General features: G+C 71.7%; 18 protein-coding genes and 1 riboswitch. Of the genes, 5 read left to right on the forward strand and 13 right to left on the reverse strand.

The window, feature by feature from the left end:
• Positions 1–344: 344 nt before the first annotated feature.
• Both BLW47_RS23250 and BLW47_RS23260 read left to right on the forward strand, forming a co-directional pair.
• Entirely contained in the window at positions 345–2,021 is a 1,677-nt protein-coding gene (locus BLW47_RS23250) for a peroxidase family protein (protein WP_091562452.1), read from the forward strand.
• A gap of 280 nt (positions 2,022–2,301) precedes the next feature.
• Positions 2,302–3,126 carry a YihY/virulence factor BrkB family protein gene (locus tag BLW47_RS23260; protein WP_175543772.1) on the forward strand — a complete coding sequence of 275 codons (825 nt, stop codon included), beginning with the start codon at positions 2,302–2,304 and terminating at the stop codon, positions 3,124–3,126.
• Between the two features lie 149 nt (positions 3,127–3,275).
• Here BLW47_RS23260 and BLW47_RS23265 read toward each other — a convergent pair whose 3' ends face one another.
• Entirely contained in the window at positions 3,276–4,019 is a 744-nt protein-coding gene (locus BLW47_RS23265; protein WP_175543773.1) for a C39 family peptidase, read from the reverse strand.
• A gap of 324 nt (positions 4,020–4,343) precedes the next feature.
• A riboswitch (cyclic di-AMP (ydaO/yuaA leader) is annotated at positions 4,344–4,484 on the reverse strand.
• A gap of 319 nt (positions 4,485–4,803) precedes the next feature.
• Entirely contained in the window at positions 4,804–4,971 is a 168-nt protein-coding gene (locus BLW47_RS25275) for a hypothetical protein (protein ID WP_175543774.1), read from the reverse strand.
• Positions 4,972–5,615: 644 nt separating this feature from the next.
• Between BLW47_RS25275 and BLW47_RS23270 the strand changes: the two genes are divergently transcribed.
• Positions 5,616–9,536 carry a ThuA domain-containing protein gene (locus tag BLW47_RS23270; protein ID WP_245737011.1) on the forward strand — a complete coding sequence of 1,307 codons (3,921 nt, stop codon included), beginning with the start codon at positions 5,616–5,618 and terminating at the stop codon, positions 9,534–9,536.
• An 83-nt stretch (positions 9,537–9,619) separates the two neighbouring features.
• On the opposite strand, the gene BLW47_RS25440 is transcribed toward BLW47_RS23270, so the two are convergent.
• The 6 genes from BLW47_RS25440 to BLW47_RS23300 form a co-directional block, all read right to left on the reverse strand.
• The gene (locus tag BLW47_RS25440) at positions 9,620–9,871 is read right to left on the reverse strand and encodes a LuxR C-terminal-related transcriptional regulator (RefSeq protein WP_217634925.1); all 252 of its coding nucleotides are present in this window, start codon (positions 9,869–9,871) and stop codon (positions 9,620–9,622) included.
• Positions 9,872–10,422: 551 nt separating this feature from the next.
• Positions 10,423–12,684 (reverse strand): catalase, encoded by a 2,262-nt coding sequence (locus tag BLW47_RS23280; RefSeq protein WP_091562366.1) that lies wholly within the window; start codon positions 12,682–12,684, stop codon positions 10,423–10,425.
• A 111-nt stretch (positions 12,685–12,795) separates the two neighbouring features.
• Positions 12,796–14,274 (reverse strand): flavin-containing monooxygenase, encoded by a 1,479-nt coding sequence (locus BLW47_RS23285; RefSeq protein ID WP_091562369.1) that lies wholly within the window; start codon positions 14,272–14,274, stop codon positions 12,796–12,798.
• The gene (locus BLW47_RS23290; RefSeq protein WP_091562372.1) at positions 14,271–15,125 is read right to left on the reverse strand and encodes an SDR family NAD(P)-dependent oxidoreductase; all 855 of its coding nucleotides are present in this window, start codon (positions 15,123–15,125) and stop codon (positions 14,271–14,273) included. Before BLW47_RS23290 ends, BLW47_RS23285 begins: the two co-directional genes overlap by 4 nt.
• Positions 15,106–16,017, reverse strand: coding sequence for an alpha/beta fold hydrolase (locus BLW47_RS23295; RefSeq protein ID WP_091562375.1), 912 nt, complete (start codon positions 16,015–16,017; stop codon positions 15,106–15,108). Before BLW47_RS23295 ends, BLW47_RS23290 begins: the two co-directional genes overlap by 20 nt.
• Entirely contained in the window at positions 16,014–17,360 is a 1,347-nt protein-coding gene (locus BLW47_RS23300; protein ID WP_091562379.1) for a cytochrome P450, read from the reverse strand. The genes BLW47_RS23295 and BLW47_RS23300 overlap by 4 nt, the downstream gene beginning before the upstream one ends.
• Before the next feature lie 111 nt (positions 17,361–17,471).
• On the opposite strand from BLW47_RS23300, the gene BLW47_RS23305 reads away from it, so the two are divergent.
• The gene (locus BLW47_RS23305) at positions 17,472–18,098 is read left to right on the forward strand and encodes a TetR/AcrR family transcriptional regulator (RefSeq protein WP_091562382.1); all 627 of its coding nucleotides are present in this window, start codon (positions 17,472–17,474) and stop codon (positions 18,096–18,098) included.
• Between the two features lie 109 nt (positions 18,099–18,207).
• On the opposite strand, the gene BLW47_RS23310 is transcribed toward BLW47_RS23305, so the two are convergent.
• The 5 genes from BLW47_RS23310 to BLW47_RS23330 all read right to left on the reverse strand — a co-directional run bounded on the left by BLW47_RS23310 (position 18,208) and on the right by BLW47_RS23330 (position 24,495).
• Positions 18,208–19,647: a nitroreductase family protein gene (locus BLW47_RS23310; protein WP_091562385.1), complete on the reverse strand. Its 1,440-nt coding sequence runs from the start codon at positions 19,645–19,647 to the stop codon at positions 18,208–18,210.
• A 31-nt stretch (positions 19,648–19,678) separates the two neighbouring features.
• Complete coding sequence (locus tag BLW47_RS23315; protein WP_091562389.1) at positions 19,679–21,055, reverse strand: transaminase; 1,377 nt, start codon at positions 21,053–21,055, stop codon at positions 19,679–19,681.
• A gap of 146 nt (positions 21,056–21,201) precedes the next feature.
• Positions 21,202–22,149, reverse strand: a complete 948-nt coding sequence (gene pfkB / locus BLW47_RS23320; RefSeq protein WP_091562392.1) for a 1-phosphofructokinase — start codon at positions 22,147–22,149, stop codon at positions 21,202–21,204.
• Positions 22,146–22,955 carry a DeoR/GlpR family DNA-binding transcription regulator gene (locus tag BLW47_RS23325; protein WP_245737012.1) on the reverse strand — a complete coding sequence of 270 codons (810 nt, stop codon included), beginning with the start codon at positions 22,953–22,955 and terminating at the stop codon, positions 22,146–22,148. The genes pfkB and BLW47_RS23325 overlap by 4 nt, the downstream gene beginning before the upstream one ends.
• A gap of 205 nt (positions 22,956–23,160) precedes the next feature.
• Positions 23,161–24,495 carry an FGGY-family carbohydrate kinase gene (locus tag BLW47_RS23330; RefSeq protein ID WP_091562395.1) on the reverse strand — a complete coding sequence of 445 codons (1,335 nt, stop codon included), beginning with the start codon at positions 24,493–24,495 and terminating at the stop codon, positions 23,161–23,163.
• A gap of 167 nt (positions 24,496–24,662) precedes the next feature.
• Between BLW47_RS23330 and BLW47_RS23335 the strand changes: the two genes are divergently transcribed.
• A complete protein-coding gene (locus BLW47_RS23335; protein ID WP_091562399.1) occupies positions 24,663–25,526 on the forward strand; it encodes a class II fructose-bisphosphate aldolase in 864 nt (287 codons plus the stop codon).
• The last annotated feature ends 19 nt before the right edge of the window (positions 25,527–25,545 follow it).

Below are 25,545 nucleotides of genomic sequence, written 5' to 3' on the forward strand. Positions count from 1 at the left end.
CCCGCGCCGGGCTCGGCCGCCATCACCCTGGCGGCCGAGCCCGGCGGCGTCGCGGCCCCGCGCGCCGACGCCGCGATCGGGCGACGTTCTGTGCCGATGACTGCTCCGACTTGCGTCGTATCGAGGACATTCACTCGTCCGCGGCGCGGGGGCGGTGCGATCGTTGGGGCGAAGTCGCCGCGACCGGCACACCCCGAACAACACCGGCCGGAGATCGCCCGGCCGGGTTGACGGTGGTGCGGCCACACGTGGGGGTCGCTGAGCGCGTCGGTGAGCGCCGTCGCCCGTCCTTCCATTGTGGACCGCATTACCGGATGCCGGTCATCACGAGGGAGGTACGACTGATGAAACGGCACATGCGGGAGGACTATTTCGTGGTGGGGGAGGGGGTGCTCTCGTTCGACGACGAGCACCAGCCCGCCACCCAACGCCCCTCCACCACGGCCGAGCTGCGGAAGTTCCGGTTCTCGCGGCTGGGTCCCCGCGGCGTCGCGCTCGATGAGAGCCTGCGGGCGGCGTTGGCGCAGGCGATGGTGAGCGGCACCTCGCCGGACTCCGCCGACCCGGTGATCCCGGCCGGCTTCACGTACCTGGGGCAGTTCGTCGACCACGACCTGACGATGGACGCCACCGCGGCGGCGTTCGGCTCGGACGTGACCGTGGACGAGTTGCTGCAGGGGCGCTCACCGGCGCTGGACCTGGATTCGCTGTACGGGCGGGGTCCCCTCCACCGTGACGACGCCCGTTTCTACGCCGCCGACGGTGTGCATCTGCAGACCGGTACGACGGTGGCGTCGGGACCCGACGAGCCCACGCAGCACGACCTCGAAGGGTTCGACCTGCCGCGATCGGGGCACGGCTCGACCAAGGCGGCCCGGCAGGCCGCGCTCATCCCCGATCCGCGCAACGACGAGAACCTCGCGGTGGCGCAGACCCACCTGGCGTTCATCCGCTTCCACAACCGCGTCGTCGACGAGTTGATGTCCGGTGGACTGTCCGGGCCCCAGCTGTTCCGCGCGGCCCGGGACGTGGTGGTCAAGCATTACCAGTGGATGCTGTGGACCGATTTCCTGCCCCGCATCGTGTCCCCGGCGATCATCGACGACGTGTTCACCAACGGCCGGCGGTTCTTCGAGGTGCCGGCGGGTTCGGACCGGCGGCGTCGGCACCGGTGGCTTAAGCCGGGCGATCGTCCCACGATGCCCATCGAGTTCTCGGTGGCCGCCTACCGGCTCGGACACAGCATGGTCCGCCCCCAATACGAGTGGAACCGCATCTTCAACACCCAGTCCGCCTTCGGGCTCCCGCCCGGCCGGCTCGACCTGCTGTTCCGCTTCTCCGGCACGAGCGGAAACCTCGACATCAACGGGGAGCTCGACGACCCCGAGTCCGGCTCCAACGAACGGCTGCCCACCAACTGGATCGCCGACTTCCGCCGGCTGTACGACTTCCGCGAGGCCGGACGGGAGGACCTGGTCGTCAAGCCGGCCGAGGGACCTGGCCTCAACATCGCCACCCGCATCGACACGCTGCTGGTCGACCCGCTGCGGAACCTGCCGCTGGGCTCGTTCGGTGACCGTAGCGGCACACCGCCGGCGATCGAACGGAACCTGGCTTTCCGCAACCTCACCCGCGCGTTCATGGTCCGGCTCGCGAGCGGCCAGCAGATGGCAGAGCTGCTGGAGGTGCCGCCGCTCAAGCCGGACGAGATCCTCGCCGGCAGCGGCGGCGCCGTGCTCGACGACCTGCCGCCGGAACAGCGGGACGCGCTGACGACGAACACGCCGCTGTGGTTCTACATCCTGCGCGAGGCGGAGTTCAACCAGGGCCGGCTCGACGGCGTCGGTGGGCGCATCGTCGCCGAGGTGTTCCATCGGGCCATGCAGGGCAGCCGTACGTCGATCCTGCGTGAGCCCGCCTGGCGCCCCACGCTGGGGCCGGACCGCACGACCTTCCGGATGGTGGATCTGCTGTTGTTCGCCTTCGAAGGCAAAGCCGAGCTGCTCAACCCACTCGGCTAGCCACGACCGGCGCGGCCGTCCATGCCGGGGCACGCACCGTCCGCCCCGGCGTGGAGCGCCGCGACGCGGTGCCGACCCTCGGCTGCGTGCAGCCGGTCCGGCTAGCGCTGCAGCACCGCCCGCCGGAGCAGGTCGGGCGCCGCCTCGTGCTCCGGGTCGTCGAGGACTTTGAGCGGTTCGTCCCGAGTGGCTGCGGTTCCGGCATGACGGGGCGGGCGGCTGGAGAACGATGGGCCCTATGACGGCAGTCGTCCGCGTGCGGCAGGCTCTGGAGCGGGCAATGAGCAGCGCCCGGGCGCGCTGGACGGCGGTCGACCGGTTGTGGCGCGCCCACCAGCGGTACCGGGACCTGCACGGGGAGCGGCTCGCCGCCGCGACCACGTACTACGGCTTCTTCGCGGTGTTCACCCTGCTCCTCGCGGGCTACTCGCTGCTGCGCGTCGCGTTTCGGTTGGATCCCTCGGTCGCCGACCCCGTGCTGAAGATCATCCGCCGGTACTACGTGCCGTTCGTCGAGATCGAGGAGGTCGCCGCCAGCAGCCGGACCACCGGGGTGGTCGCGCTGTTCGGGTTGGTCTTCACCGGGATCATCTGGGTGCGGGCGCTCCGGTCCTCACAACGGCTGATTCACGATCTCCCGCAGGAGCCCGGCAGGCCTCTGCCCCGCCTGCTGCTGGACCTGGTCGTCCTCGTCGTATACATGGTTCTCTTCGTGGTGTCCGTCGGAATTTCCGCCGGCCTCCTGCGGCTGGTGTCGCTGGGGTTCGGCGGGGGAGTGGTGCTGCAGATCCTCACCTGGCCGGTGGGCCTGCTGGTGAACCTGGTGTTGGCGGCGGCGCTGCTCGTCGGGCTGCCCCGCGTGCGGATTCCCTTCCGGCGGCTGCGCTGGCCCGTGCTGGTCGTGGCGCTGGGCATCACGCTGCTCAACATCGTCGGCAACAGGGTGGTGCTGAACGTCGCGCACGCCCCGGCGTACAACGTGGTCTCGGGGGCCGTCGGGCTGCTCCTCTACCTCTACCTGATCCACCGGATGGTCTTCCTGGCCGCCGCGGTCGTGGCGGTCGGCGATGACGCGGAGGGTCACCCGCAGCGGCCGGCGTCCTGACGGTCGCATCGGCTGCAGGCGTGCGTGCGGCCCGGATCGAGCCGTCGCGCCGGGTGGGATGACACGTCAAGGGCCAGCCCGCGAGGGCTGGCCCTTGACGTGACGGGACCGTTGATCGTCGGGTGCCGGCGGCGCCACCGGCTGAGCCGTCAGTGCGAGTAGCCGCGCCCGGCCATCCAGTTCGCCATGGTGATGGTGCTCATCCAGTACGTGTTGGGACCGACGCCGGACGGGTCGGCGACCTGCACCTGCCGGCCCTCGTCGCTGTAGCCGACGACGGTCACGTAGTGACCGCCGGGGAAGCTGCGCCAGAAGCCGGCGTTGTCCGTCGCCCCGCCCACGATGTTGGCCACGACCACCCGGCCGTTGCTGATCGAGTCGACTACGTCCGCCTGCAGCTGGTCCATCTGCCGCGGCGACGCGCCCGGGCCGGAGATCTCCCGGACCTGGTAGACGTCCTTGCCGATCACCTTGTTCAGCACCCGCATGATCTCGAAGGAGGAGTTGGTGCCGGCGAGCGTGGTGCCGAGCTGGTTGGCCACGTCGTCCTGCGAGGGCGTGTGGCCCTGGGCGCTGAGGGCGATGCGGGTGGAGGCCGGACCGCAGTAGTAGAAGTTCGGCTGGTACTGGAAGTCGTACCCCAGCGACTTCTCCTTCGGCGCGTCCGCCGGGGGCTTCGGGTACGCCCCATCCCTGTCATGGTTGTCCATGGTGAACGCCATCTGGGCGATACCCGCCCTGTTCCCGACGTTTACGTCGGCGGGGGCCGGGGCAAACGTCAGCAGGCTGGCACTGGTCGCGGTGACCGCGAGAACGCCGGCCGCCGCCATGGCGGTGGCCCGGGCCCGGCCGGTGAGGCGGCGGAACGGGTTGGGGATACGTCGGTTTTCCACTGAGAGCTCCATCGTTGTGCCGACTGTTGTCGGCGTCCCAATCAATTCGGCGAATGCCAGCCGGATCTGCGTTGAGGCGACGATGCCGGACGCGCAGGGGGGACCGGCGCGATCGTTGACAGGCGCGTCGCGCTCCGGTGCCCTCCGCGTGATCGCGGAAGAGGCGGCACCGACAGCGGTACGCGCACGTCGCGCCGAGCTGCTGGCGTTCTGGGGCGATCCGGGGTCAGCCGGTGACGGCACCCGAGCGGTCCGCGTGGCGGACGGCGACGTGCCGGTGATTGGGGGCTCTGCGATGGCGCATACGGGGCTGCACGAGCACATGTCTCCTTCCGATACCGCCTACCGGGTTAGCTGACGGATTCGGGCGGGAAAGGTCGCCCTACCGCAGGCGGTGGCCCGCGGATTCACCCCAATTGCAATGGGTCCCCGGCTCGTGAAAACACGACTCAGCGGATCCGATACGGCGTCATCGAACGATGAGCAAATGACCGGATCGGACGTGCTGACCGTACTGGCCGGGTTCCGGCTGTGCCAAGCCCCTGGCGGCGGGCTGCGATCTATGGCACTCGCGTTCGCCCCAGGCCGGTGAGGTGGCGTCGTAACGGCGCAGGTCAGGCCGAACGTGACGGTCGGCGGATCGGGGTTCCAAAATTGCGGCCGTGGTCGACGCGCAAAGAGATGATCATTGGCGCGATTTCGACGGACGACGCCGTCGCGGCGCGGTTTCGGGCAGTCCGTGCGGATTGGCCGAGAGGAATGATCAATAGCGGAGGGAGTCCCGCTAGCGCCCGGTGTGCCGGCGGATCTGCCGCTCCAATTCGGCGAGCCGCGCCCTGATGTCGTCCAGCTCGGTCCCCGCGCGTTGCGCGCGGGCGTGCAGCTCGGCGAGCTCGACGGCGAGTTGATCGCGTGGCCGGCCGGTGATGGCGAATGCGTCGGTAATGATCATTAACTCGTCTCGTCGTGGGTCCCCCGGTGCGTGCGCTTGGTACCCGGGCTCATCCGCGGGCAAACCCCGCCGGGCGGGCGGCGATGCGGATCGGTACCTGGCAGCCGGTCACCCGGCCCGGCGGGGGCCGCCTGGGTCGCCGTCCGGGGTGTGGGGGCGCGCGAGGTCGGCTGTCAAGCCGCGATGCGGACATCTGGCCGGGTTCGGCCATGATCGGCGCAAAGTATCGGTGCCACCCCGAGCGGTAAGTAACGTTCGCAATCAGTGTGAAACCTGGTCAACAGACGGGAGTGCTGCATGCGGGCGTCTCCGTAGGCCTGGTGCCGCAGCAGAATCGCGTCACCTGGCACCGCAGCGATCGGCCACTCACGTACCGACGTCACGGTTTCTTCACCCGGCCACTGTCACCGCACCTTCGGGACCCGGCGTATCCCGGCGGTGCGAGAGCCGGATGAGTCAATCGGGGGCGCGTTGTCGCGCGCACCTCAACCTGTGGAGGAGTCGAGATGGCTCAGCAACGCCATTTCCGGTTATCCCGATGGGTCGGACGTCCCCCTTCCGACTCCATCACCCCGCCAGCACCCACGCCGCCCGCCGGACCCACCTCGTGGCGCCGGTCCAGGGCTGGTGCGCGGCGCGGCCTCGTGTTCGCGTCCAGCGCCACCCTGGTGCTCGGCATGGCGGCCATGCCCGCGTTCGCGGCGCCGGAGCCGACGCCGCAAGAGTCGAAGAACCCGGTGAAGGTGCTGGTGTTCCACGGCCCCGCGGCCCAGCAGGACGACCCGGTCACCAAGGCCGCGGCGGCGATCGAGAACCTGGGCCAGCAGAACGGGTTCGCCGTCGAGGTGTCGCAGGACCCGGCCGTGTTCACCGTGAACAAGCTGTCGCGATACCGCGGCGTGGTGCTGCTGTCGGCCAAGGGCGTCACGCTCGACACCGACCAGGAGAAGGCCTTCCAGGCCTACATCAAGACCGGCGGTGGGTTTGTCGGCGTGCACGACGCCGCCCGCGCGCAGGCCGATTCCTCGTGGTTCACCGGGCTGATCGGTACCCGCCCGGCCACCGGCCTGCCCCCGGCCGAGAAGGCCATCGAGATCACGGCGAGCGGGGAGAACCCGCCCAACGAGTCCAAGGAGCGGTTGTTCGACGGGAACAACAACACCAAGTGGCTGGCGTTCACGCCCACCGGCTGGGTCGCCGCGAAGCTGGAGAAGCCGGTCACGGTCAGCCGGTATGCGTTGACCTCGGCAAACGACTTCACCGGGCGGGACCCGAAGGACTGGAAGCTGCAGGGCTCCTCCGACGGCCAGAACTGGGTCGACCTGGACAGCCAGAGCGGCCAGACCTTCCCGCAGCGCTTCCAGACCCGGATGTTCCAGATCACCAACAGCGCGGCGTACCAGCACTACCGGCTGAACATCACCGCGAACAGCGGTGAGCCGCTGATCCAGCTGGCCGAGCTGCGGCTCTTCGGCCCCGACACCGGTCCGCCCGTGGAGGACACGGTGCAGCAGGCGGTGGTCGAGGTCACGGACCGGCAGCACCCGGCCAACAAGGGCCTGCCGCTGAAGTGGACCCGGACCGACAAGTGGCTCAACTGGGACCCGAACCCGATCGGCTCGGTCCACACGGTCGCCCAGGTCGGGGAGCACACGTACAACGCGGGCCAGGCCGGCAACGGCGCGTTCCACCCGATCTCGTGGTGTCGCGACTACGACGGCGGCCGGTCCTTCTACACCGGCATGGGCCGCACGGAGGAGAGCTACACCGGCGACACGCGGTTCCTCGGCCACCTGCTCGGCGCCATCCAGTGGACGACCGGCATGGTGCGCGGAGACTGCCAGGCGACGATCGGGTCGAACTACAAGATCGAGCGGCTGACCGCCCGGAACCAGGCGGGCCAGCTGGACCAGATCGGTGAGCCGCACGGCCTGACGATCGCGCCGAACGGCACGGTCTTCTACATCGGCAAGGCCGCCTGCGCGACCGGCCCGGTCCGCGACTGGAGCGACCCCAACGTGGGTCTCGGCTGCGGCACGATCCACCAGTGGGACCCGAAGACCAAGCAGGTCAAGCTGCTGACCACCCTCAAGGTGATGGGCAACCGCGGCAGCGGTGACGAGCTGGTCAAGAACGAGGAGGGCCTGGTCGGCCTCACGCTGGACCCCAAGTTCGCGCAGAACGGGTGGATGTACGCCTACTGGATGCCGCACGAGTCGATCGACCGGGAGAAGCGGACCGGTCAGCGGACGATCTCGCGGTTCACGTACGACTTCGCGCAGCAGTCGATCGACCAGAGCACCCGTAAGGACCTGCTGCACTGGACGACGCAGATCCACAGCTGCTGCCACGCCGGCGGTGGCATGGCGTTCGACAACGACGGCAACCTCTACATCGGCACCGGAGACAGCAACTCGTCCCAGGGCTCGAGCGGATACTCCGGTAACAACTGGACCGCGGACTACCAGGGCCTGTCGTTCCAGGACGCCCGTCGGACCTCCGGCAACACCAACGATCTGAACGGCAAGATCCTCCGGATCCACCCGGAGCCGGACGGGACGTACACGATTCCCGAGGGCAACCTGTTCACGGGCAACGAGGAGGGCGGCGGCAAGGCCCGCCCCGAGATCTACGTGATGGGTGTCCGCAACATCGCCCGGATCGCGTACGACAAGAAGAACGACTGGCTGACCGCCGCGTGGGTGGGTCCGGACGCCGGGGCGCCGAGCCCGGAGCTGGGCCCGGCGAAGTACGAGACCGCCACGATCATCACCTCCGCGGGTAACCAGGGCTGGCCGTACTGCATGGGCAACAAGCAGCCGTACCGCGACCGGAGCGACACGGACGCCACCGTCCTGACCGGCTGGTACGACTGCGACAACCTGAAGAACACCTCGCCGCGCAACACCGGTCTGGTGAACATCCCGCCGGCCCGCAACAACATGATCTGGTACTCGCCGCAGGGCGGTGGCCCGGTCTTCCCGGAGCGGACCGACGGCAGCGGCCTGCCGACCTACGTCCAGAGCGAGTCGACCTACACCCAGCCGTACCTCAAGGGCGGCGGGCAGGCCATCATGGACGGTCCGACGTACCACCGGTCGGAGGTCGACACCAACAGCGGGGTCGCCTGGCCGGCGTACTGGGACAACAAGTGGTTCATCGGTGACCAGTCCAACGCCAACAACCGGGTGGCGGTCACGGTCGACCCGAAGACCGTGCCGCAGCAGGGCCCGCCGGTCTTCGGCGAGGACCTGCGGCACATCATCCGTGGCGGCACCGGCGACACGGCGCTGCAGAGCTGGATGGACGCGAAGTTCGGCCCGGACGGCGCGCTGTACATGGTCGACTACGCGGGTGGCTTCTTCAGCCTGCACGCGAACCAGAAGCTGATCCGCATCAGCTACGCCGGTGGTCCGGCGACGCCGAACCCGAGCGCGGCCAGCGCGCGGCCCGTGGTGCAGAGCCAGCCGAAGACGGTCAGCTTCTCCAACGCGCGGATCGGTGGTGTGGCGTGGGAGTGGGACTTCGGCGACGGCAACAAGTCGCGGGCGGCCAACCCGACGCACACCTATGCGGCGTACGGCACCTACCAGGCCACGGTCAAGGTGACCTACGCCGACGGTGAGACGGCGACCGGGAAGTTCCAGGTCCTCGCGGGTTGCGCCGCGCCGGACGCCCGGCCGACCGTGCACCTGCTCGACACGGACACGGGCGTGGCCAGCCACCCGGTCGGTGGGGGCTGCACGATCAACGACCTGATCGACGACGAGGGCACGTGGTCGACGCACGAGGCGTTCATGAGCCACGTCAACGCGCTGCTCTACCAGCTCCGTCAGGACAAGGTGATCACGCAGGACGAGGCGGGCACGCTGCGTCGCGCCGCGAACCAGTCCACGATCGGCAAGACGGCCGGGTACAAGCCCCTCTTCGACGGAAGCGCGCAGTCGTTCGTGAAGTGGACCCAGGCCCCGAGCGGACGCTTCGATCTGCAGCCGGACGGTTCGATGCGCACCATCGGTGGTCTGGGCATGCTGTGGTACTCGGAGAAGCAGTTCGGCGACTACTCGCTGCGGCTGCAGTTCCGGGATGTCTCGCCGGACCCGTTCCGGGCCAACAGCGGGGTGTTCGTGCGGTTCCCCGATCCGCGGACCCCGCTGGCGCAGCGTCCCGCCGGACGGTGCGACACGCTGGGATCGGCCCGGACGTCGCCGGCCTGGGTGGCGATCTACTGCGGGCACGAGATCCAGCTCTACGACGGGGAGACCGGTGAGCCGCAGAAGACCGGTTCGATCTACAACTTCGCGCCGAACCCGATGGAGAGGGCCGGCGCGACCCCGAAGGGCCAGTGGAACGACTACGAGGTCCGAGTCGTGGGGCAGCACTACACGATCATCCGCAACGGTGTGGTGATCAACGAGTTCGACAACACGCCGGGCAAGCAGTCCTCGCGCGCCGGCGACCCGTCGACGGATCTGCGGCAGTTCCTCCGCGGTTTCGTCGGATTGCAGAACCACGGCAACAACGACGTGACGGAGTTCCGCAACGTCCGGGTGCGGGAGCTGTAGCGATCGGTGCCGGGTGCGGAGGTTCGCCTCCGTGCCCGGCACGTTGCTGGTGCTCGTACGCCCCGGGCGGGGCGAGAAAGCGGTTACACCAGGCCGCGCCGGGCCGCCCAGACGATCGCCTGCACGGTGGCCTTCACGCCGAGCTGTTCGCAGATGGCGCGGATACGCCGGCGGACGGTCCGGTCCGACATCGAGACCCGGCGGGCCACGGAGCTGACCGGCATGCCCTCGCCCAGCAGCGCCAGCAGGCGCAGGTCCTCGGCGTCGAGACGGATCCCGTCGGTCTCCCGGCGGGGCGGCGGCACGGGGCCGGCGCCGTGCCCCGGGTCGCCCACCCGCGGCAGCGTCGGGCGGTCGCAGTGCGACGCCGACGTCGGCGCCGGCTGCGGCGACCGCGTTGCCGGCCAGGGGCGCGTCGCGGCCAACGAAGTCTGGAGATCTCTTGTGCCCTTGGAAGATGGCTCTGATCGCATCACTTCTCCTCGGGGCGGTGGTGGCGGTGGACCTCCGGCGCGGCGCGGTAACGGCTGAACCGTGGACGTCGTCCCGGGGGGAAGTGCCATGTCCCGCCACCCTTTCGCGCTTCTCCGTGGGACTTCCGCGGCCATTTCTGAAACTTTCGACGTGCCCCGGGAGACTTTCGCTGCGATTGAGAGAACTTTCGTCGATACTAGGGACCTCCGATCCGCGTCACAAGACCCCGACACCTGGCGGGTGAGTCGCGGCTGGTGACGGCGATGATTCGCGGCGTCACGGGCACCGGACCGGCGCGCGTCGACCCGTCCGGCCGGCCCTCTGGTCCGACGGTCGCCGTGGGCGACATCGGAACAGCGTCAGGGGCCGCCCTCCGATGGCACGGAGGGCGGCCCCTGGTCGGTCGGACGCGTCAGGCGACGGTGGCGGGGAACCGCTCCCAGACCCGGTGCGCGGCCATCAACTGCTGCACGGCGGCGAAGACGTCGGTGGCCGAGTCGCCCGCGACAACGCCCGGCGTGCCGGCGACCCCGGCCCCATCCAGCACGGTGACGCCGGCGCCCCACGCCCCGATCGCCTTGGCGTGCCGCCACGCCTCCTCGACGAGAAGCAGCACCCGCGGGTCCACCGTTGCCGAGTCGGACGCGCCGGCCTTGGCGTCGCGCGCGGGCACGGCGTCCGGGGCGGGGGCCGGCGCCGCGGCCAGCAGCACCACGTCGAACTCGACGGACCGCCCGGTGGCGAAGGTCCGTTGCACCGGCAGATCTCCGACCATGCCGCCGTGCGGGGCGATCAGCAACGGCACCATGCCGGCGGCGAACACCGCCTGGCGCAGCGCGCCGACATCCGCGACGTCGACGTCGTCGTCGATGACGATGCCCACGGTCCGGCCGTCACCCGGCCACTCCCGGCCCAGCTGCGACAGCGCGGGGCTGGGCGCGGCGTCGGCGATCGGCACGGTTGGCTCCGGCGCGGGCAGGCCCAGCCCGGTGGCGACCTCGGCGCAGAGCACCGGGTCGATGTTGGCGAGGCACTGCAGCTGTCGTTCCTTGATCGCCTGGTGGTAGCACTTCCCGAGCTCGAAGGTGTACGCGCGGATGATGTGCTCCTTCTCCACCGGCGACATGCTCAGCCAGAAGAGGCGGGCCTGGCTGAAGTGGTCGTCGAACGAGACGGGGTTCGCGCGGACCTTGCCCGACTCGGTCACGGTGACGGGCACGTCGACGAACGCGTGCTCGTCGTCACCCGCGACGAACGGGTTGCCGCCGTCGAGCGAGTTGGGCTTGTACGGCGCGACCCCGGCGTGCACGGCCTGCTGGTGGAAGCCGTCCCGGAACATGTCGTTGACCGGGGCGTGCGGGCGGTTGATCGGGATCTGCGAGAAGTTCGGGCCGCCTAGCCGGGTGAGCTGGGTGTCGACGTAGGAGAAGAGCCGGCCCTGCAGCAACGGGTCGTTCGTGACGTCGATGCCCGGCGGCAGGTGGCCGGGGTGGAAGGCGACCTGCTCGACCTCGGCGAAGAAGTTCGTGGGGGTCCGGTTCAGCGTCAGCTTCCCGACCGGCTGCACCGGCGCGAGCTCCTCCGGGACGATCTTCGTCGGATCGAGCAGGTCGATACCCTCGAAGGTCTCCTCCGGGGTGTCCGGGAAGACCTGGATGCCCAGTTCCCACTCCGGGAACGCGCCGGCCTCGATCGCGTCGTACAGATCGCGGCGGTGGAAGTCCGGATCCATGCCGCTGATCATCTGCGCCTCTTCCCAGGTCAGGGAGTGCACGCCGAGCTTCGGCTTCCAGTGGAACTTGGCCAGCGCCGTCTCCCCGGCCTCGTTGACCAGCCGAAACGTGTGGACGCCGAAGCCTTCCATCGTGCGGTACGAGCGCGGGATGCCCCGGTCGGACATGTTCCACATCGTGTGGTGCTGCGCCTCGGTGTGCAGGGAGACGAAGTCCCAGAACGTGTCGTGCGCGCTCTGGGCCTGGGGGATCTCGCGGTCCGGATGTGGCTTGCCGGCGTGGATGACGTCGGGGAACTTGATGGCGTCCTGGATGAAGAAGACCGGGATGTTGTTACCGACCAGGTCGAACGTGCCCTCGTCGGTGTAGAACTTCGTCGCGAAACCGCGGGTGTCCCGGACGGTGTCGGCCGACCCGCGCGAGCCGAGGACGGTGGAGAACCGGACGAAGACGTCGGTCTTGGTTCCCTTCCTGAGGAAGCCCGCCTTCGTCACGGTCTCCGCGGTGCCGTACGCCTCGAACACGCCGTGCGCTCCCGTGCCCCGCGCGTGCACGACGCGCTCGGGGATGCGCTCGTGGTCGAAGTGCGTGATCTTCTCGCGCAGGTGGTGGTCCTGCAGCAGGACCGGCCCGCGCGGGCCGGCCTTCAGCGAGTGGTCGGTGTCGCGCAGCCGCGCGCCCTGCGACGTCGTGAGGTACGCGCCCTGCTGGCCGTTGGCGGTGGCCGGGGCGCCGGTCTCCGCGCCGGTCGGCGTACGGGTCTCGGGCGTGCCCTGCTCCTTCTTCGGCGGCAACGGATCGTGCGGCGTCGTCGGCTCCTCGACCGACGGAGGAGCGCTGCCCGGCGCGCCGGGAACGTCCGGAGTCAGGACGTCGACGACCTTCTCAGCGGCGGCTTCGACGACGTCCTTGACTGCTTTGGCGGGCTTGCTGGCATCCATCTGGGCGTGTCCCTCCGTGGAGCGTGCGCGAGGTGTTCGCCCTACCCAGGCCCCCGCGACGCAAAACCGATCCGCAGGCCCGCCGACCGGTCCCGGCCGATTTCGCGGCGATCACGGCGAGTGGGCGAGGTCCCCGGTCCGGCGCCGGCAGCGCAGGACGCCGTCGTCGATCCGGCCGTACCGCAGCGTCAACACGTCGTGGGCGTAGCTCATGCCGAGTCGCCACGGGGCCCGCGAGCCGGCCTTCGGGAACTCGTCGATGGCGCGCAGCACGTAGCCGGCCTGGAAGTCCAGCAGCGGCCGCTCCGACACGTTCGGGTCGGTGTTGGTGGGGACGCACTGGTCGTAGCCGTGCGCGTCCAGGTGACGCAGCAGCCGGACGACGTACCCTCCGACCAGGTCGGCCTTGAGCGTCCAGGACGCGTTCGTGTAGCCGATGGTGAAGGCGAAGTTCGGCACGCCGCTGAGCATCATCCCCTTGTACGCCATCGTCTCCGGCAGCTTGACGTCCCGTCCGTCGACGGTGAGCTGGATGCCACCCAACGCCAGCAACCGCAGGCCGGTGGCGGTGACGACGATGTCGGCGTCGAGCTCGACGCCGGACTCCAGCCGAAGGCCGGTCTCGGTGAACTCGGCGATGCGGTCGGTCACCACCGACGCCCGGCCGTGCCGGATCGCCCGGAACAGGTCGCCGTCGGGGGCGACGCACAATCGCTGGTCCCACGGCTGGTAGGAGGGCGCGAAGTGGGTGTCGATGTCGTAGCCGGGGGGCAGCGCCCGGGCGGCCGCCTTGCGGAGCATCGACTTCACGACGTTCGGGCGGCGCCGGCTGAGCTGGTAGAAGAGCGTGCCGAACGCGACGTTCTTCCACCGCGTGACGGCGTACGCCCGCCGCGGTCCGAGCAGCCGTCGCAACCGGTTCGCGATCGGGTCCTCGGCCGGCAGCGACGCGATGTAGGTGGGGGAGCGCTGCAGCATCGTCACGTGGGCGGCCCGGTCGGCCATCGCCGGCACGAGCGTCACCGCGGTCGCGCCGCTGCCGATCACCACGACCCGCTTGTCGGTGTGGTCGAGCTCGGCCGGCCAGTGCTGCGGGTGGACGATCGTCCCGCGGAAGCGGTCGGCGCCGGGGAAGTCCGGCGCGTGGCCGGCGTCGTAGCGGTAGTAGCCGCTGCAGACGTAGAGGAAATGGGCGGTCAGCCGGACCGGTGCGCCGTCGTGGACGGCGTCCACTGTCCAGCGGGCCTCCTCGCTGGACCAGGCCGCCCGCACCACCCGGTGCCCGAACCGGATGTGCCGCTCGATGCCGGCCTCGGCCGCGGTGTCCTGAATGTAGCGCAGGATCGACGGCCCGTCGGCGATGGCCTTCGCCTGCGTCCAGGGGCGGAACCGGTACCCGAGGGTGTGCATGTCGGAGTCCGACCGCACACCCGGATACCGGAACAGGTCCCACGTCCCGCCGATGGCGTCCCGCGCCTCCAGGATCGTGTAGCTGCGTTCGGGGAAGGCCGACTGGATGTGGTGCGCGGCGCCGATGCCGGACAGTCCGGCGCCGACGATCAGCACGTCGACGTGCCCGGTCGTGGTCATCGGACCGGCTCCTTCTGCCGTGCGCCGGCGCGCGCCATCAGGCGCGAGATCACGGCGTAGTAGTGGGTCGGCGCGATCCGGGCGAGCGCGTCGAACAGGTACGCGTCCGGGCCGACCAGGATCCGCGCCCTGCCGCGCTCCACGCCGCGGTGGATGATCGCCGCGGCCTTCTCCGGCGAGGTCAGGGTGGCGGCCTCGAACTGCGCGGCCATCTGCTCCTTGGTCCGTCCCCGCCCCTCGGGATCGGTGCGGATCCGGGCGTTGCGGGCGATGTTGGTGGTGATGCCGCCCGGATGCACGGTGACGGCCCGCACGCCCGTGCCGCGCAACTCCTGGCGCAGCGCCTCGGTGAAGCCGCGCACGGCGAACTTCGCCGCGCAGTAGGCGCTCTGGTAGGGCACGCCCAGCAGCCCGTACACGCTGGAGGTGTTCACGATGACGCCGTCGTCCTGCGCGACGAGGATCGGCAGGAACGCCCGGTTCCCGTTGATCACGCCGTGGAAGTTGATGTCGTGCAGCCAGTCGTCGTCCTCGGGCACCGCGTCCAGGACGGTCGAGCTCACCGCGACGCCGGCGTTGTTGAACACCGCCGCCAGCGGACCGGGCAGCCACTCGCGCACCTCGTCGGCGAACCGGTGCTGATCGGCCGCGTCGCGCACGTCCAGCACCCGGCTGAGCACCGGCCCGCGCAGCGACGCCGCGGTCCCGGCCAGCCCGTCGGCATCCACATCGGCGATCGCCACCGGGGAGCCCAGCCCGGACAGCCGCTGCGCGAGGCTGCGGCCGATGCCCGACGCGGCGCCGGTGATGACCACCGGCCGGCCGGTGATCCTAGGAGCCGGTCTGGACATCGCTGCTCCTCGTGGGTACGGACCGCCGGGCGTGGTCGTCGATGAGGTCGAGCAGGACCGGCCAGGCCCCGCTCGGCAGATCATGGCCCATGCCCGGGATGCTCTCCAGGCGGGCGCCCGCGATGGCCGCCGCCGTGGCGGCGCCGCCCGTCGGATGCACCATGCGGTCGCGGTCCCCGTGGATCACCAGCGTCGGGGCGGTGATCGTGCGTACCTGCGGCGTACGGTCGCCGGAGCGGAAGATCGCGGCCAGCTGGCGTGCGGTCCCCGCCGGGGAGGGATCGCGGTCCCACGCCAGGCCGGCCTGCTCGCTCACCCACGCCTCGTCGAACGGGAAGCCGTGCGAGCCGATGTGCCGGAACATCCGCACCGTCCGGTCGACCGCCTCCTGCCGGCTCCTCGCCGGGCGGGCGGCCATCAACCGCCACGTCGAGAGCGCGGGCCGTCCGATGCGGCGCGCCCCGGTCGTCGACATGATGGAGGTGAGCGTGCGCACCCGCTCCGGGTACAGCGCCGTGACGGTCTGCGCGATCATGCCGCCCATGGAGACGCCGACGAGGTGGACACGATCGTGTCGCAGCGCGTCGAGCAGGCCCACGGTGTCGGTGGCGAGGTCCGCGAGGTCGTACTGCTCGGCGGGCCAGCGCCGCCGCATCATCGCCGCCAGACCGGCCGGACGGTACCGGTGGTGCGTCGACGCGCCGGCGTCACGGTTGTCGAAGCGGGTCACCCGGTAGCCCCGGGCCGCGAGCCGCGCGCAGAACTCGGTCGGCCAGCTGTGCAGCTGCTGGCCCAGGCCCGCGATCAGGACGAGCGGTTCGGCGCCGGCGTCGCCGAACTGCTCGTACGCGATCGAGATGCCGCGCCCGACGTCGGCCACCTGCTCGGTCATCGGGCCACCTCGCTGCGCTCGCCGCTCGCGGCGGCGACGGGGCGGTCGGTGCGCCGACGCACGATCACCCGGCCACCCCCGGCCGGGGCGTTGGCGATGCCGCGGGAGCGCCAGCGCTCGTCGGGTTCGGTGGTCGGCTCCACCGTGAACTCACGCAGAAGGGTGCGCAGCACGACGTCCATCTCCATGGTGGCGAAGGCGGCCCCGACGCAGCGCCGGGTGCCGCCGCCGAACGGGATCCACTGGTACAGGTCGGGTTTGGCGTCGACGAAGCGGGACGGGTCGAACGCCCGGGCGTCGGGGAACAACGCCTCGTCGTCGTGGATCAGGGCGATGCTGACCAGTACCGCGTACCCCTGCGGGATCGTCCACCGGCCCAGCTGGAAGGTCTCGGCCTTCACCTGCCGTCCCACCAGGTCGATGACGGGGCGCGTCCGCTGCACCTCGACGATCGTCGCCTCGCGCAACGTCCTGCCGCCCGCGTCCACCTCCGTCACCAGGTCGCGCAGGACCGTGGGGTGACGGCGGATCCGCTCCACCGCCCAGGCCAGCGTGGTGGCCGTCGTCTCGTGCCCGGCGGCGAGCAGGGTGAGCAGCTCGTCGGCGATCTCGCTCCGGCTCATCGGCGAGCCGTCGTGGTAGCGGCTCTGCATCAGCATCGCCAGGATGTCGTCGCGCTCGTCGAGCCGGTCGTCGCGCTCCGCCGTGGTGATCAGTCGTTCGACGACCGCGTCGTACTCCCGGCGCATCGCCCAGAACCGCCCCCACGGGCTCCACCGTCCCCAGTCGACGGCCGGTACGGGCACCACGGCCAGCCGCGAACCGAGGGTGATCATCGCCGGAAGCAGCTCGCGGAGCCGGGCGAACTCGGCGCCCTCGGCGCCGAACACCGCCCGCAGGATGACGTTGAGGGTGATGCGCATCATCGACGGCAGCGTCGGGAACGGCCGCCCTTCCGGCCAGGAGGCCAGCTCACGCACCGTCTCCTCCTCGACGACCGCCTCGTACGCGGCCAGCCGGCGGCCGTGGAACGGCGGGACGAGCAGCTTGCGCCGGCGGCGGTGCTCGTCGCCGGTGAGCGCGAACAGCGAGCCTCGGCCGAGGACCTGCCCGAGGTTCTGGTCCAGGTTGTCGGCGAGGTCGGAACGGGCCTGGAAAAGCTGCTTGATCTCGGCCGGCGCGCTGATGACCACGGTGCGACCGAAGATCGGCATGTCGACGGTGAACGCGTCACCGTAGCGGTCGCGGAGCCGGGGCATTCCCCGTCGCGGCATGGTCAGCGCGTACGCGACCTGCATGAAGCGTGGGCTGGAGGGGCCGGGCGGAAGTGTCGCAGTGGTCATGGGGGGACGCACCTTCCGGGCGTGGTACGTGAACGTACCACCCGGACGGTACGCTCGTGTACCGCCCCATTCAAGGGCTTCACTGCCAGCGAGGGGTATACCGTGACCACGGTGACGACCGCACGACTACCGCGCCCGGCGGAGCCGACCGCGGGTGGGCCCGACGACACCGCCGCCTTCCGCCAGCGGCTGCTCGACGGCCTCGCCGTGTCGATCGCGGAGGTCGGCTACCGGACCACCACGGTCGCCGACATCGTGCGCCGCGCGCGTACCTCACGCCGCACCTTCTACGCGCACTTCTCCGACAAGGAGGCGTGCTTCGTCGCGCTGCTCACCGCCGCGAACGCGAAGATGATCCGTGAGATCTCCGCCGCCGTCGATGCGCGCGCGCCCTGGGCGACCCAGGTGCGCCAGGCGATCGAGGCGTGGATCGCCTCCGCCGAATCCGCGCCCGCCATCACGGTGAGCTGGATCCGGGACGTGCCGGCGCTCGGCGCGCCCGCGCGCCGGCTGCAGCGCGACACGATGGAGTCGTTCATCGTGATGATCCAGAAGCTCTGCGACACCGAGCAGTGGCGCTCCGTCCGCGCCGCGCCGGTGTCCCGGCAGCTCGCGATCATGCTGCTCGGCGGGCTGCGCGAGCTGATCGCGGCGACCGTCGAGGACGGCGGCCGGGTCGACGACGTCACCGAGGTCGCGGTGCGGGCCTCGATCGCCCTGCTCGGCCCCGGCGCGTAACCGACCCCTCGTCACGCGCCCCGTGGCGGGGCGCGACCCCTCGTCACGCGCCCCCGTGGCGGGGCGCGACCCTTCGTCACGCGCCCCCGTGGCGGGGCGCGACCCTTCGTCACGCGCCCCCGTGGCGGGGCACGACCGGACGGATCGCGACGGGGGCGCCGGGCCCGCCGCCGGCGCGCGCCGCGTATTCCGGGACGCCGACGCAGGTGAAGAGCAACGTCGCGAGGTCACCGGAGGTGCCCAGCAGACCGGGCACAGCCGAGTCGATGAACGTCATCCCCGAGGCGCTCGCCCCCAGCGCGTACGCCGCCAGGTGCAGCCGGCCCTCGACCAGCCCGGCCGCGAGCTGCGCGTCGCGATAGCCGCGGTCGTCGAGCGTGGACAGCGGCGTGGCCGCGATGACGACGTACGCCGCGTCGCCCGCGAGCGACTGGTTGAGACAGACCGACAGCAGCTCGCCGCGCAGGTTTCCCGTCCGCAGCGGCGTCGACAGGTCCGGCCATCGGTAGAGCCCGGGCGGCACGCCGTCGACGCCGTGGACGGCGACCCAGTGCGGCACGTCCACCCCGCGCAGCGCCGCGGCCAGAGGCCACTCCAGCAGGGCGCGCGGCAGCGTCCGTGACCGGTCCATCCGCCGCTGCGAACCGCGGCGCCGCACGACCTCGTCGAGCGGATCCGACGGCGGGAACTCCGACAGCGGAGCCGCGTGCGGCCACGGCCCCCCGAGCGCGTCACGGTCGCCCGCGCGCTGCGCGACCGTACACAGTGGTAGCTCGACCGGTGGCAGCTCTCCCGGCACCGCCGCCCCGGTGGGTCTGATCGCCGGTTCTCCGTCGCCGAGCGAGAGCAGGGCCAGCGGGTGCTCGTGCACCCCGTCCGCGCCGACCAGCTCCCGAAGCGCGGCGTCGGGGAAGCGCGAGCGCAGCCGCGGCGCGAGCCCGGCGCTGGCGGCCGCCGCCGACAGTTGAGACAGCAGCGTCCCGGCGTCCCAGTAGAGATGCCGCCACCCGCGCTCGGCATAGCGCCAGCCCGTGCGCCACGGCACCCCGGTCACCACGATCGTCGTGACCGTCCCGGTGGCGGCGGGGCCGACGCGGACCAGCGCGTGCCGGGCCGCGTCGTACCAGTGCACCCCGTCCGGGACGCCCGCGACGCCCCGGGTGCTGGCGTAGACCTCCAGCGGGAAGCGGGCGCCGGCGGATCCGGAGGCGCGGTACAGGATCGGGCGCCCGTTGCGCTCGGCGGTGCGGACGACGCCGGCGCCGAGGAAGAGCACGCGGCCGAGCTGCGCCGCGTCCATGGGCTGCGTCGGCGAGGCGACGCCGGCCAGCACGGCCGTCGCGGGGACGCCCGGGTCGGGCAGGTCGCGCGGCAGGGCGAGGAGATCGAGCCCGTCCGGGTACGCCTTCATCGGTGGTGGCAGCGTCGCGGGATCGTTCGGAACGAGGTCGTGCCGGACCCGAGGATCGTCCGTCGGCACGTCCCAGTCCCGCGTCGGCACGTACGACGTCAGTCGGTGCAGCAGTCCGGCGCCGGCATCGAGATCCATGCGCCCATCCTGCCAGCGCGCGAGCCGGTCTTCAGCCCAGCAGCTCGTCGAGCGCGCCGGCGAAGACCTCGTGGTGCCGGACGACGTCGTCGACGGTGGTCTGCGGGCACATCAGCGCCATGTTGTGGAACGGGGTCAGCAGAATGCCGCGGTTGAGCAGGTAGACGTGCAGGTAGTCCTCCAGCTGGGGGTCGGCGCAGGCGGCCGAGGCGGTGCCGGTGCGGGGCGCCGGGGCGGCGAAGCGGTACTCCACCCGCGCCCCGAGTTGGCTCACCGACCAGGGCAGCGCGTGACCGTCGATGATGGCGCGGACGCCGTCGGCGAAGGCGGTCGCCACCTCGATCATGCCGGCGAACGCGTCGTCGGTGAGCACCTGCAGCAGGGTGGCCCGGGCGGCGGCGACCGACACGGGATTTCCGGCCAGGGTCCCCCCGACGCCGCCCATGTCGACCAGGTCCAGGTCGGTGCGGCCGGTCAACGCGGCGGCGAGCTCGGCCGAGAGGCCGTACGCGCCGATCGGGACACCGCCGCCGATGGCCTTGCCGATCGTGACCACGTCCGGGTCCAGGCCCCATGCCTCGGTCGCGCCGCCGGGGCCCGCCGAGAAAGTGTGCGTCTCGTCGTGAACGAGATAAGCGCCGTGCTGCCGGGTGAGCGCGCGGACCCCGTCGAGGTAGCCCGGCTCGGGCAGGACGATGCCGATGTTCGTCAGCGCGGGCTCCATCAGCACCGCGGCGACGTCGCCGTGCGCCAGTTCCCGCGACAGCCCGTCGAGGTCGTTGAACTCGGCGACCCGGCTGGTCAGGGTCACGTCGCAGGGGGCACCGACGTTGCCCTCCCGGCTGTGCGGTCGCCCGTCGGGCCCGACGACGATGAGTGACTCGTCCACGGAGCCGTGGTAGCAGTAGCTGTTCACCAGGATGCGGGGACGACCCGTGACGGCGCGCAACAGCCGGATCGCCCAGCGGTTCGCGTCGGTGGCGGTCAGCGAGAGGCTCCAGTACGGCAGCCCGAAGCGCCGCGCCAGTTCGGCGCCGACGACCGCGGCGTCCTCGGTGGGCAGCATGGTGCTCGCCCCGCCCAGCTCGGCCAGGCGGCGGGTGACCGCTTCGACCACCGGGGCGGGGGAGTGCCCGGCCATCGCGCCGGTGTCGCCCAGACAGAAGTCGCGGTACTCGTGGCCGTCGATGTCGGTCAGCCGCGCGCCGCGTGCCCGGTCCACGTACACGGGGAAGCCGGCAGCGCTCTTGTTCATCCACGTCATCGGCACCCGGCCGAACAGGTGGTCGGCGCGGGCGTGGGCGGCTGCCGACCGGGGATGACGGTCGACGAACGCGGAGCGCTCCCGGTCCAGCAGGGTGTCGAGGCGGGCGCGGTCGATGCGCTCGGCTACGGAATCCGTCGGCATCGGGCGACCGTACCAACGACCTGTGCGCCGTGTCACCGGCATGGCGACTGATTTCGTGACGCACAGCCGCGCCGGATGAGCGATCGCGACGGCGCGAAACGGCGACGCTCGGGCCCGAACGGAGCCCGTGCCGCCGCGTTACGCCGTCACGCCCGCGTCACCGGCTCGACGAGTCGACGCTCACGCGCGATCTCGGCGTGGAACGTGACCGTGCACTCGGGGTCGGCGCCGGAGAAGAGGGTTCCCTCGTGCTGGACGGCCGCGGCCGCCCAGGTCAGCGCGGCCCGCAACGCCTCGTGGCCGGTGCCGCCGGCGGACAGGAAGCCGGCCAGCAGCGCGTCGCCCGCGCCGACGGCACTGACCACGTTCGCCACCGGGGCCTCGGCGTGCAGTGCGCCCCGGTCGTCGACCAGCACCGCGCCGTCCGCGCCAAGGCTGGCCAGCACCGTGCGGGCGCCCTGCTCGCGGAGTCGTTCCGCGGCGTCGACGACGTCGCCGACGGTCTGCAGGTCGTGGCCGACGACCTCGGCCAGCTCGTGCACGTTCGGCTTGACGAGGTCGGGACCGGCGGCGAGGGCGGCCCGCAGGGCGGGTCCGGAGCTGTCGATGGCGATCCGGATGCCGTGGCGCCGCGCCTCGGCGGTGAGCCGGGCATAGAGATCGGTGGGCACGCCGGCCGGGAGACTGCCGCAGCCGGCCAGCCACGTCACGTCGTGGGTGTCCTTGAGCGCCGCGGTGATCAGGGCCTCGACCTCCGCGCCGTCGAGTTCCGGCCCGCGCTCGTTCACCTTCGTGACGGTGCCGTCCGGCTCGACCAGGCTGATGTTGCTGCGCACGTCGCCGGCGATCGGCACGGTGAGGTGGGCGACGTCGGCGTCCCGCAGCATCTCCACGAGCTGCGTGCCGACCGAGCCGCCGACCGGCAGCACGGCGACCACGTCGTGGTGGTGGGCGCGCAGCGCGAGCGCGACGTTGACGCCCTTGCCGCTGGGTTCGCTGCGGCTGCGGCTGCTGCGGATGACGGTGCCGCGCGGAAGCTCGTCGATGAAGACGGTCCGGTCGACGCTGGGATTGGGCGTGAGAGTAATGATCATGTCAGCTCCACCTCCAGGCCGGCGGCCCGGAGCGCTTTCAGGTCGGCATCGGGCAGGCCCGTGTCGGTGATGAGCAGGTCGATGTCGGACAGGTCGGCGTGTTTGCAGAGGCTCACGCCGCCGACCTTGCTGTGGTCGGCGAGCAGGATGCGCCGGCGGGCGCTGCCGAGCATGAGCCGCTTGACGGCGGCCTCGGCCGGATCCGGTGTGGTCAGCCCGCGCTCCACGGAGATGGCGTTGGCGCCGAGGAACGCGACGTCGACGTTGATCTCGGCCAGCGCGCGGACCGCCCAGTCGTCGACCTCGGCCAGGGTCAGCGGCCGCACCCGGCCGCCGAGGGTCACGACGGTGAGCATGGGGTGGTCGACCAGGGCGAGCGCGATCGGCAGGGTGTTGGTGTAGACGGTCAGCTCCCGGTCGGCCGGGAACAGCTCCGCCAGCCGCGCCGTGGTCGACCCGGCGTCGATCAGGACCGCGCCGGCGGCGGGCAGGTGCGCCAGCGCCGCGGTCGCGATCCGGGTCTTCTCCTCGCTGTAGTACGTGCGGGTGACCACGGCGGGCTCGAAGGAGAGCTGCCCGACCGGGACCGCCCCACCGTGGACCCGCCGCAACAGCCCCTGCCGTTCCAGCCCGATCAGGTCCTTGCGGACGGTCTCCTTGGTGACGTTGAGCCGGGCCGCCACCTCGGCCGCGTCGACGCGGCCCGCCGCGCGCAGCTCAGTCATGATGGCCTGCTTGCGCTCCGCGGCGTACGGCGCCCGGCGGGCCTGACCCGGGTCGCCGGGCTGGTCGACCGGGGAGGTCACGACGCGCTCCACGCGGGCTGGCGGGAGGCGCCCGGACGGGCGCCGCGAACGGTCCGGGTACGCCGGGTCGCGCCGCGGCCGCGGTCGCACGTCGTACTCATGCCATCTGCTCCTTCGTCATCGCCGCGCCACTGTTACAGGTGATGATCTCGGATCGACCCCGCCGCCGGCGCCCCCTGCCGTGCCGCGCCGGGCCCGCGGGGCGTCAGTCCACCACGGGGAACTCGGCCGGCGTCGCGTACAGGCCGGCGGCCATGGCGGCGAACAGCGCCGCACCGCGGGCGCCGCCCTCGTCCACCGAGGAGTGCCGCAACGGGCCGAGGACCCGACGCTTCACCTCGAGCAACGCGTGGCTGCGCGCCCAGCCGCCCGTGACGACCAGCGACTGGTGGTCGCCGACGACCGCCGACATGGCCGAGTGCACGGACCCGGCCTGGGCGGTGACCGCCTCCAGCGCCGCGCGCCAGAGGTCGGCGGGGGTGAGCCCGCTGCCGATCCCGGACACCGTCAACGCCTCATCGTCCACGCCGTCGACGCGCAGCGGCGGCGTGTTGCGGGCCAGCGCGTCGCGGTCGAGGTCGGGCAGCTCCCGCGACGTCCGCCCGAGCAGCGCGAGGATCCGCTGCAGCGCCAACCCGCCCTGGGTCCCGCCCAGCAGGCACCACCGGTCGGCCAGCACGTGCCAGCCGGTGGTGATCCCGGCGCCGGCCAGCTTCGCGACGGCGTCGCCGTCCAGTCCGATGGGGACGGTGCGGATCAGCGCCTCCGCGGTGCCGCACGAGTCCAGCTCGTCCCCGGGCCCCGCCGCACCCACACCCACGGTCGCCGCCTGGTGGTCGTGGCCGGCCACGGTGAGCACCGCGCCGGTCAGCCGGGGGAGTCCGGCCTCCGCGGTGACCCGGCCCAAGGGGGTGCCCGCGGTCACGAGCTCGGGCATCAGGGACGCACTCGCCCCCGACCACTCCAGCGCCTCCGGCCACCAGCCGCGGCTGCTCAACTCGAGCCAGCCGGTGCGCGAGGCGAGCGACTGCTCCGCTCCCTCCTCGCCGCCGAGGCCGCGGACCACCCACTCGGCGATGTTGAGCCGGCGGGTGGCGGCGCGCAGTTGCGGATGGTGGGCGAGCAGCCACCGGTGCTTGGTCAGCGACCACTGTCCGCGCAGCGGCAGGCCGGTGTGCCGGGCGAAGCGGTCGTCCCCGATGGCGGCTTTCAGGTCGTCGACCTCGGCGCCGTCGCGGGTGTCGTGCCACGCGATGACCGGTCCCAGGGGCGCGCCCCGCCCGTCCAGCAACACGCCGGACTCGCCCATGCTGGTGACGCCGACGGCCGCGACCGCGCCCTCCGGCGCGTCGGCCAGTGCCAGCGCCAACGCCTCGCGGGCGGAGTCGAGCACGGCGTTGGGGTCCATCTCGGCGCCCTGCGCCGTGGTGGTCCACGGCGTGACGGAACGGCCCTGCGCGACCGGCTGGCCGGCCGCGGTGAAGACCACGGCCTTGCTGCTGGTGGTGCCGACGTCCAAGCCGACGAGCAACGGGATCATCGACGACTCCTCGACTTGTGAAGCATTGCGCCGTTGCGTTTCGCTGGTTAGCGTTGCGTTTCGTTGGAGTTCTGTCAAGAGCGCGACGAGCCGGGGTTGTCGGCCACGGATCTTCGTCCCGCCCCGCCGTCCCCGGCCCCGTCCGGTCGTCACCCCGGAGGCAGCAGATGCCGCTAGTCACCACCCAGACCCTCATCGACGACGCTCGCGCGCAGCGGATCGGCGTGGGCGCCTTCAACGTCATCACGCTCGAGCACGCCGAGGGGATCGTGGCCGGCGCGGAGCAGGCCGGCGCGCCGGTGATCCTGCAGATCAGCGAGAACGCGGTGAAGTTCCACGGCGGCCGGCTCGCGCCGATCGCCGCCGCCGCGGCCGCGGTCGCCGCCCAGGCCGCCGTGCCGGTCTCGCTCCACCTCGACCACGTCGAGGACACCGCGCTGCTGCACCAGGCCGCCGACGCCGGGATGAGCTCGGTCATGTTCGACGCGTCGCACCTCGACTACGAGGACAACGTCGCCGCCACGCGGGCCGCCGCCGAGTGGGCGCACGAGCGCGGCCTGCACCTGGAAGCCGAGCTGGGCAAGGTGGGCGGTAAGGACGGCGCGCACGCGCCGGGCGTCCGGACCGATCCGGGGGAGGCCGCGGCGTTCGTCGCCGCCACCGGCGTGGACTCGCTCGCGGTGGCGGTCGGCAGCTCGCACGCGATGACGACCCGCACGGCCCGGCTCGACCACGAGCTCATCGCCCGGCTGCGGGACGCGGTCCCGGTGCCGCTGGTGCTGCACGGCTCGTCCGGGGTGGCCGACGCCGAGCTGCGCGGCGCCGTGGCGGCCGGCATCGTGAAGGTGAACATCGGCACGATCCTGAACGTGGCGTTCACCGGTGCCGTCCGGGCGACGCTGACCGACCCGAAGCTCGTCGACCCGCGCAAGTACCTCGCGCCGGCGCGCACCGAGATCGCCGCAGTGGTGCAGCGGATGTTGGGCCTGCTCAATACGGTGGACGGCCCGCTCGCCGAGACCGACGCCTGACCCGTGCGGGCGCCGTCGG

The sequence above is a fragment of the Micromonospora pattaloongensis genome, from assembly GCF_900107255.1.
GTDB classification, from domain to species: domain Bacteria; phylum Actinomycetota; class Actinomycetes; order Mycobacteriales; family Micromonosporaceae; genus Micromonospora_I; species Micromonospora_I pattaloongensis.

What these genes read in the sequence shown, in the direction of transcription:
- BLW47_RS23315 (WP_091562389.1), bottom strand. Translation starts at nt 21,055, where the DNA reads ATGCCGACGGATTCCGTAGCCGAGCGCATCGACCGCGCCCGCCTCGAC.
- BLW47_RS23295 (WP_091562375.1), bottom strand. Translation starts at nt 16,017, where the DNA reads ATGACCGAGCAGGTGGCCGACGTCGGGCGCGGCATCTCGATCGCGTAC.
- BLW47_RS23330 (WP_091562395.1), bottom strand. Translation starts at nt 24,495, where the DNA reads ATGATCCCGTTGCTCGTCGGCTTGGACGTCGGCACCACCAGCAGCAAG.
- BLW47_RS25275 (WP_175543774.1), bottom strand. Translation starts at nt 4,971, where the DNA reads ATGATCATTACCGACGCATTCGCCATCACCGGCCGGCCACGCGATCAA.
- BLW47_RS23290 (WP_091562372.1), bottom strand. Translation starts at nt 15,125, where the DNA reads ATGTCCAGACCGGCTCCTAGGATCACCGGCCGGCCGGTGGTCATCACC.
- BLW47_RS23310 (WP_091562385.1), bottom strand. Translation starts at nt 19,647, where the DNA reads ATGGATCTCGATGCCGGCGCCGGACTGCTGCACCGACTGACGTCGTAC.
- BLW47_RS23300 (WP_091562379.1), bottom strand. Translation starts at nt 17,360, where the DNA reads ATGACCACTGCGACACTTCCGCCCGGCCCCTCCAGCCCACGCTTCATG.
- BLW47_RS23335 (WP_091562399.1), top strand. Translation starts at nt 24,663, where the DNA reads ATGCCGCTAGTCACCACCCAGACCCTCATCGACGACGCTCGCGCGCAG.
- BLW47_RS23285 (WP_091562369.1), bottom strand. Translation starts at nt 14,274, where the DNA reads ATGACCACGACCGGGCACGTCGACGTGCTGATCGTCGGCGCCGGACTG.
- BLW47_RS23260 (WP_175543772.1), top strand. Translation starts at nt 2,302, where the DNA reads ATGAGCAGCGCCCGGGCGCGCTGGACGGCGGTCGACCGGTTGTGGCGC.
- BLW47_RS23280 (WP_091562366.1), bottom strand. Translation starts at nt 12,684, where the DNA reads ATGGATGCCAGCAAGCCCGCCAAAGCAGTCAAGGACGTCGTCGAAGCC.
- pfkB (WP_091562392.1), bottom strand. Translation starts at nt 22,149, where the DNA reads ATGATCATTACTCTCACGCCCAATCCCAGCGTCGACCGGACCGTCTTC.
- BLW47_RS23250 (WP_091562452.1), top strand. Translation starts at nt 345, where the DNA reads ATGAAACGGCACATGCGGGAGGACTATTTCGTGGTGGGGGAGGGGGTG.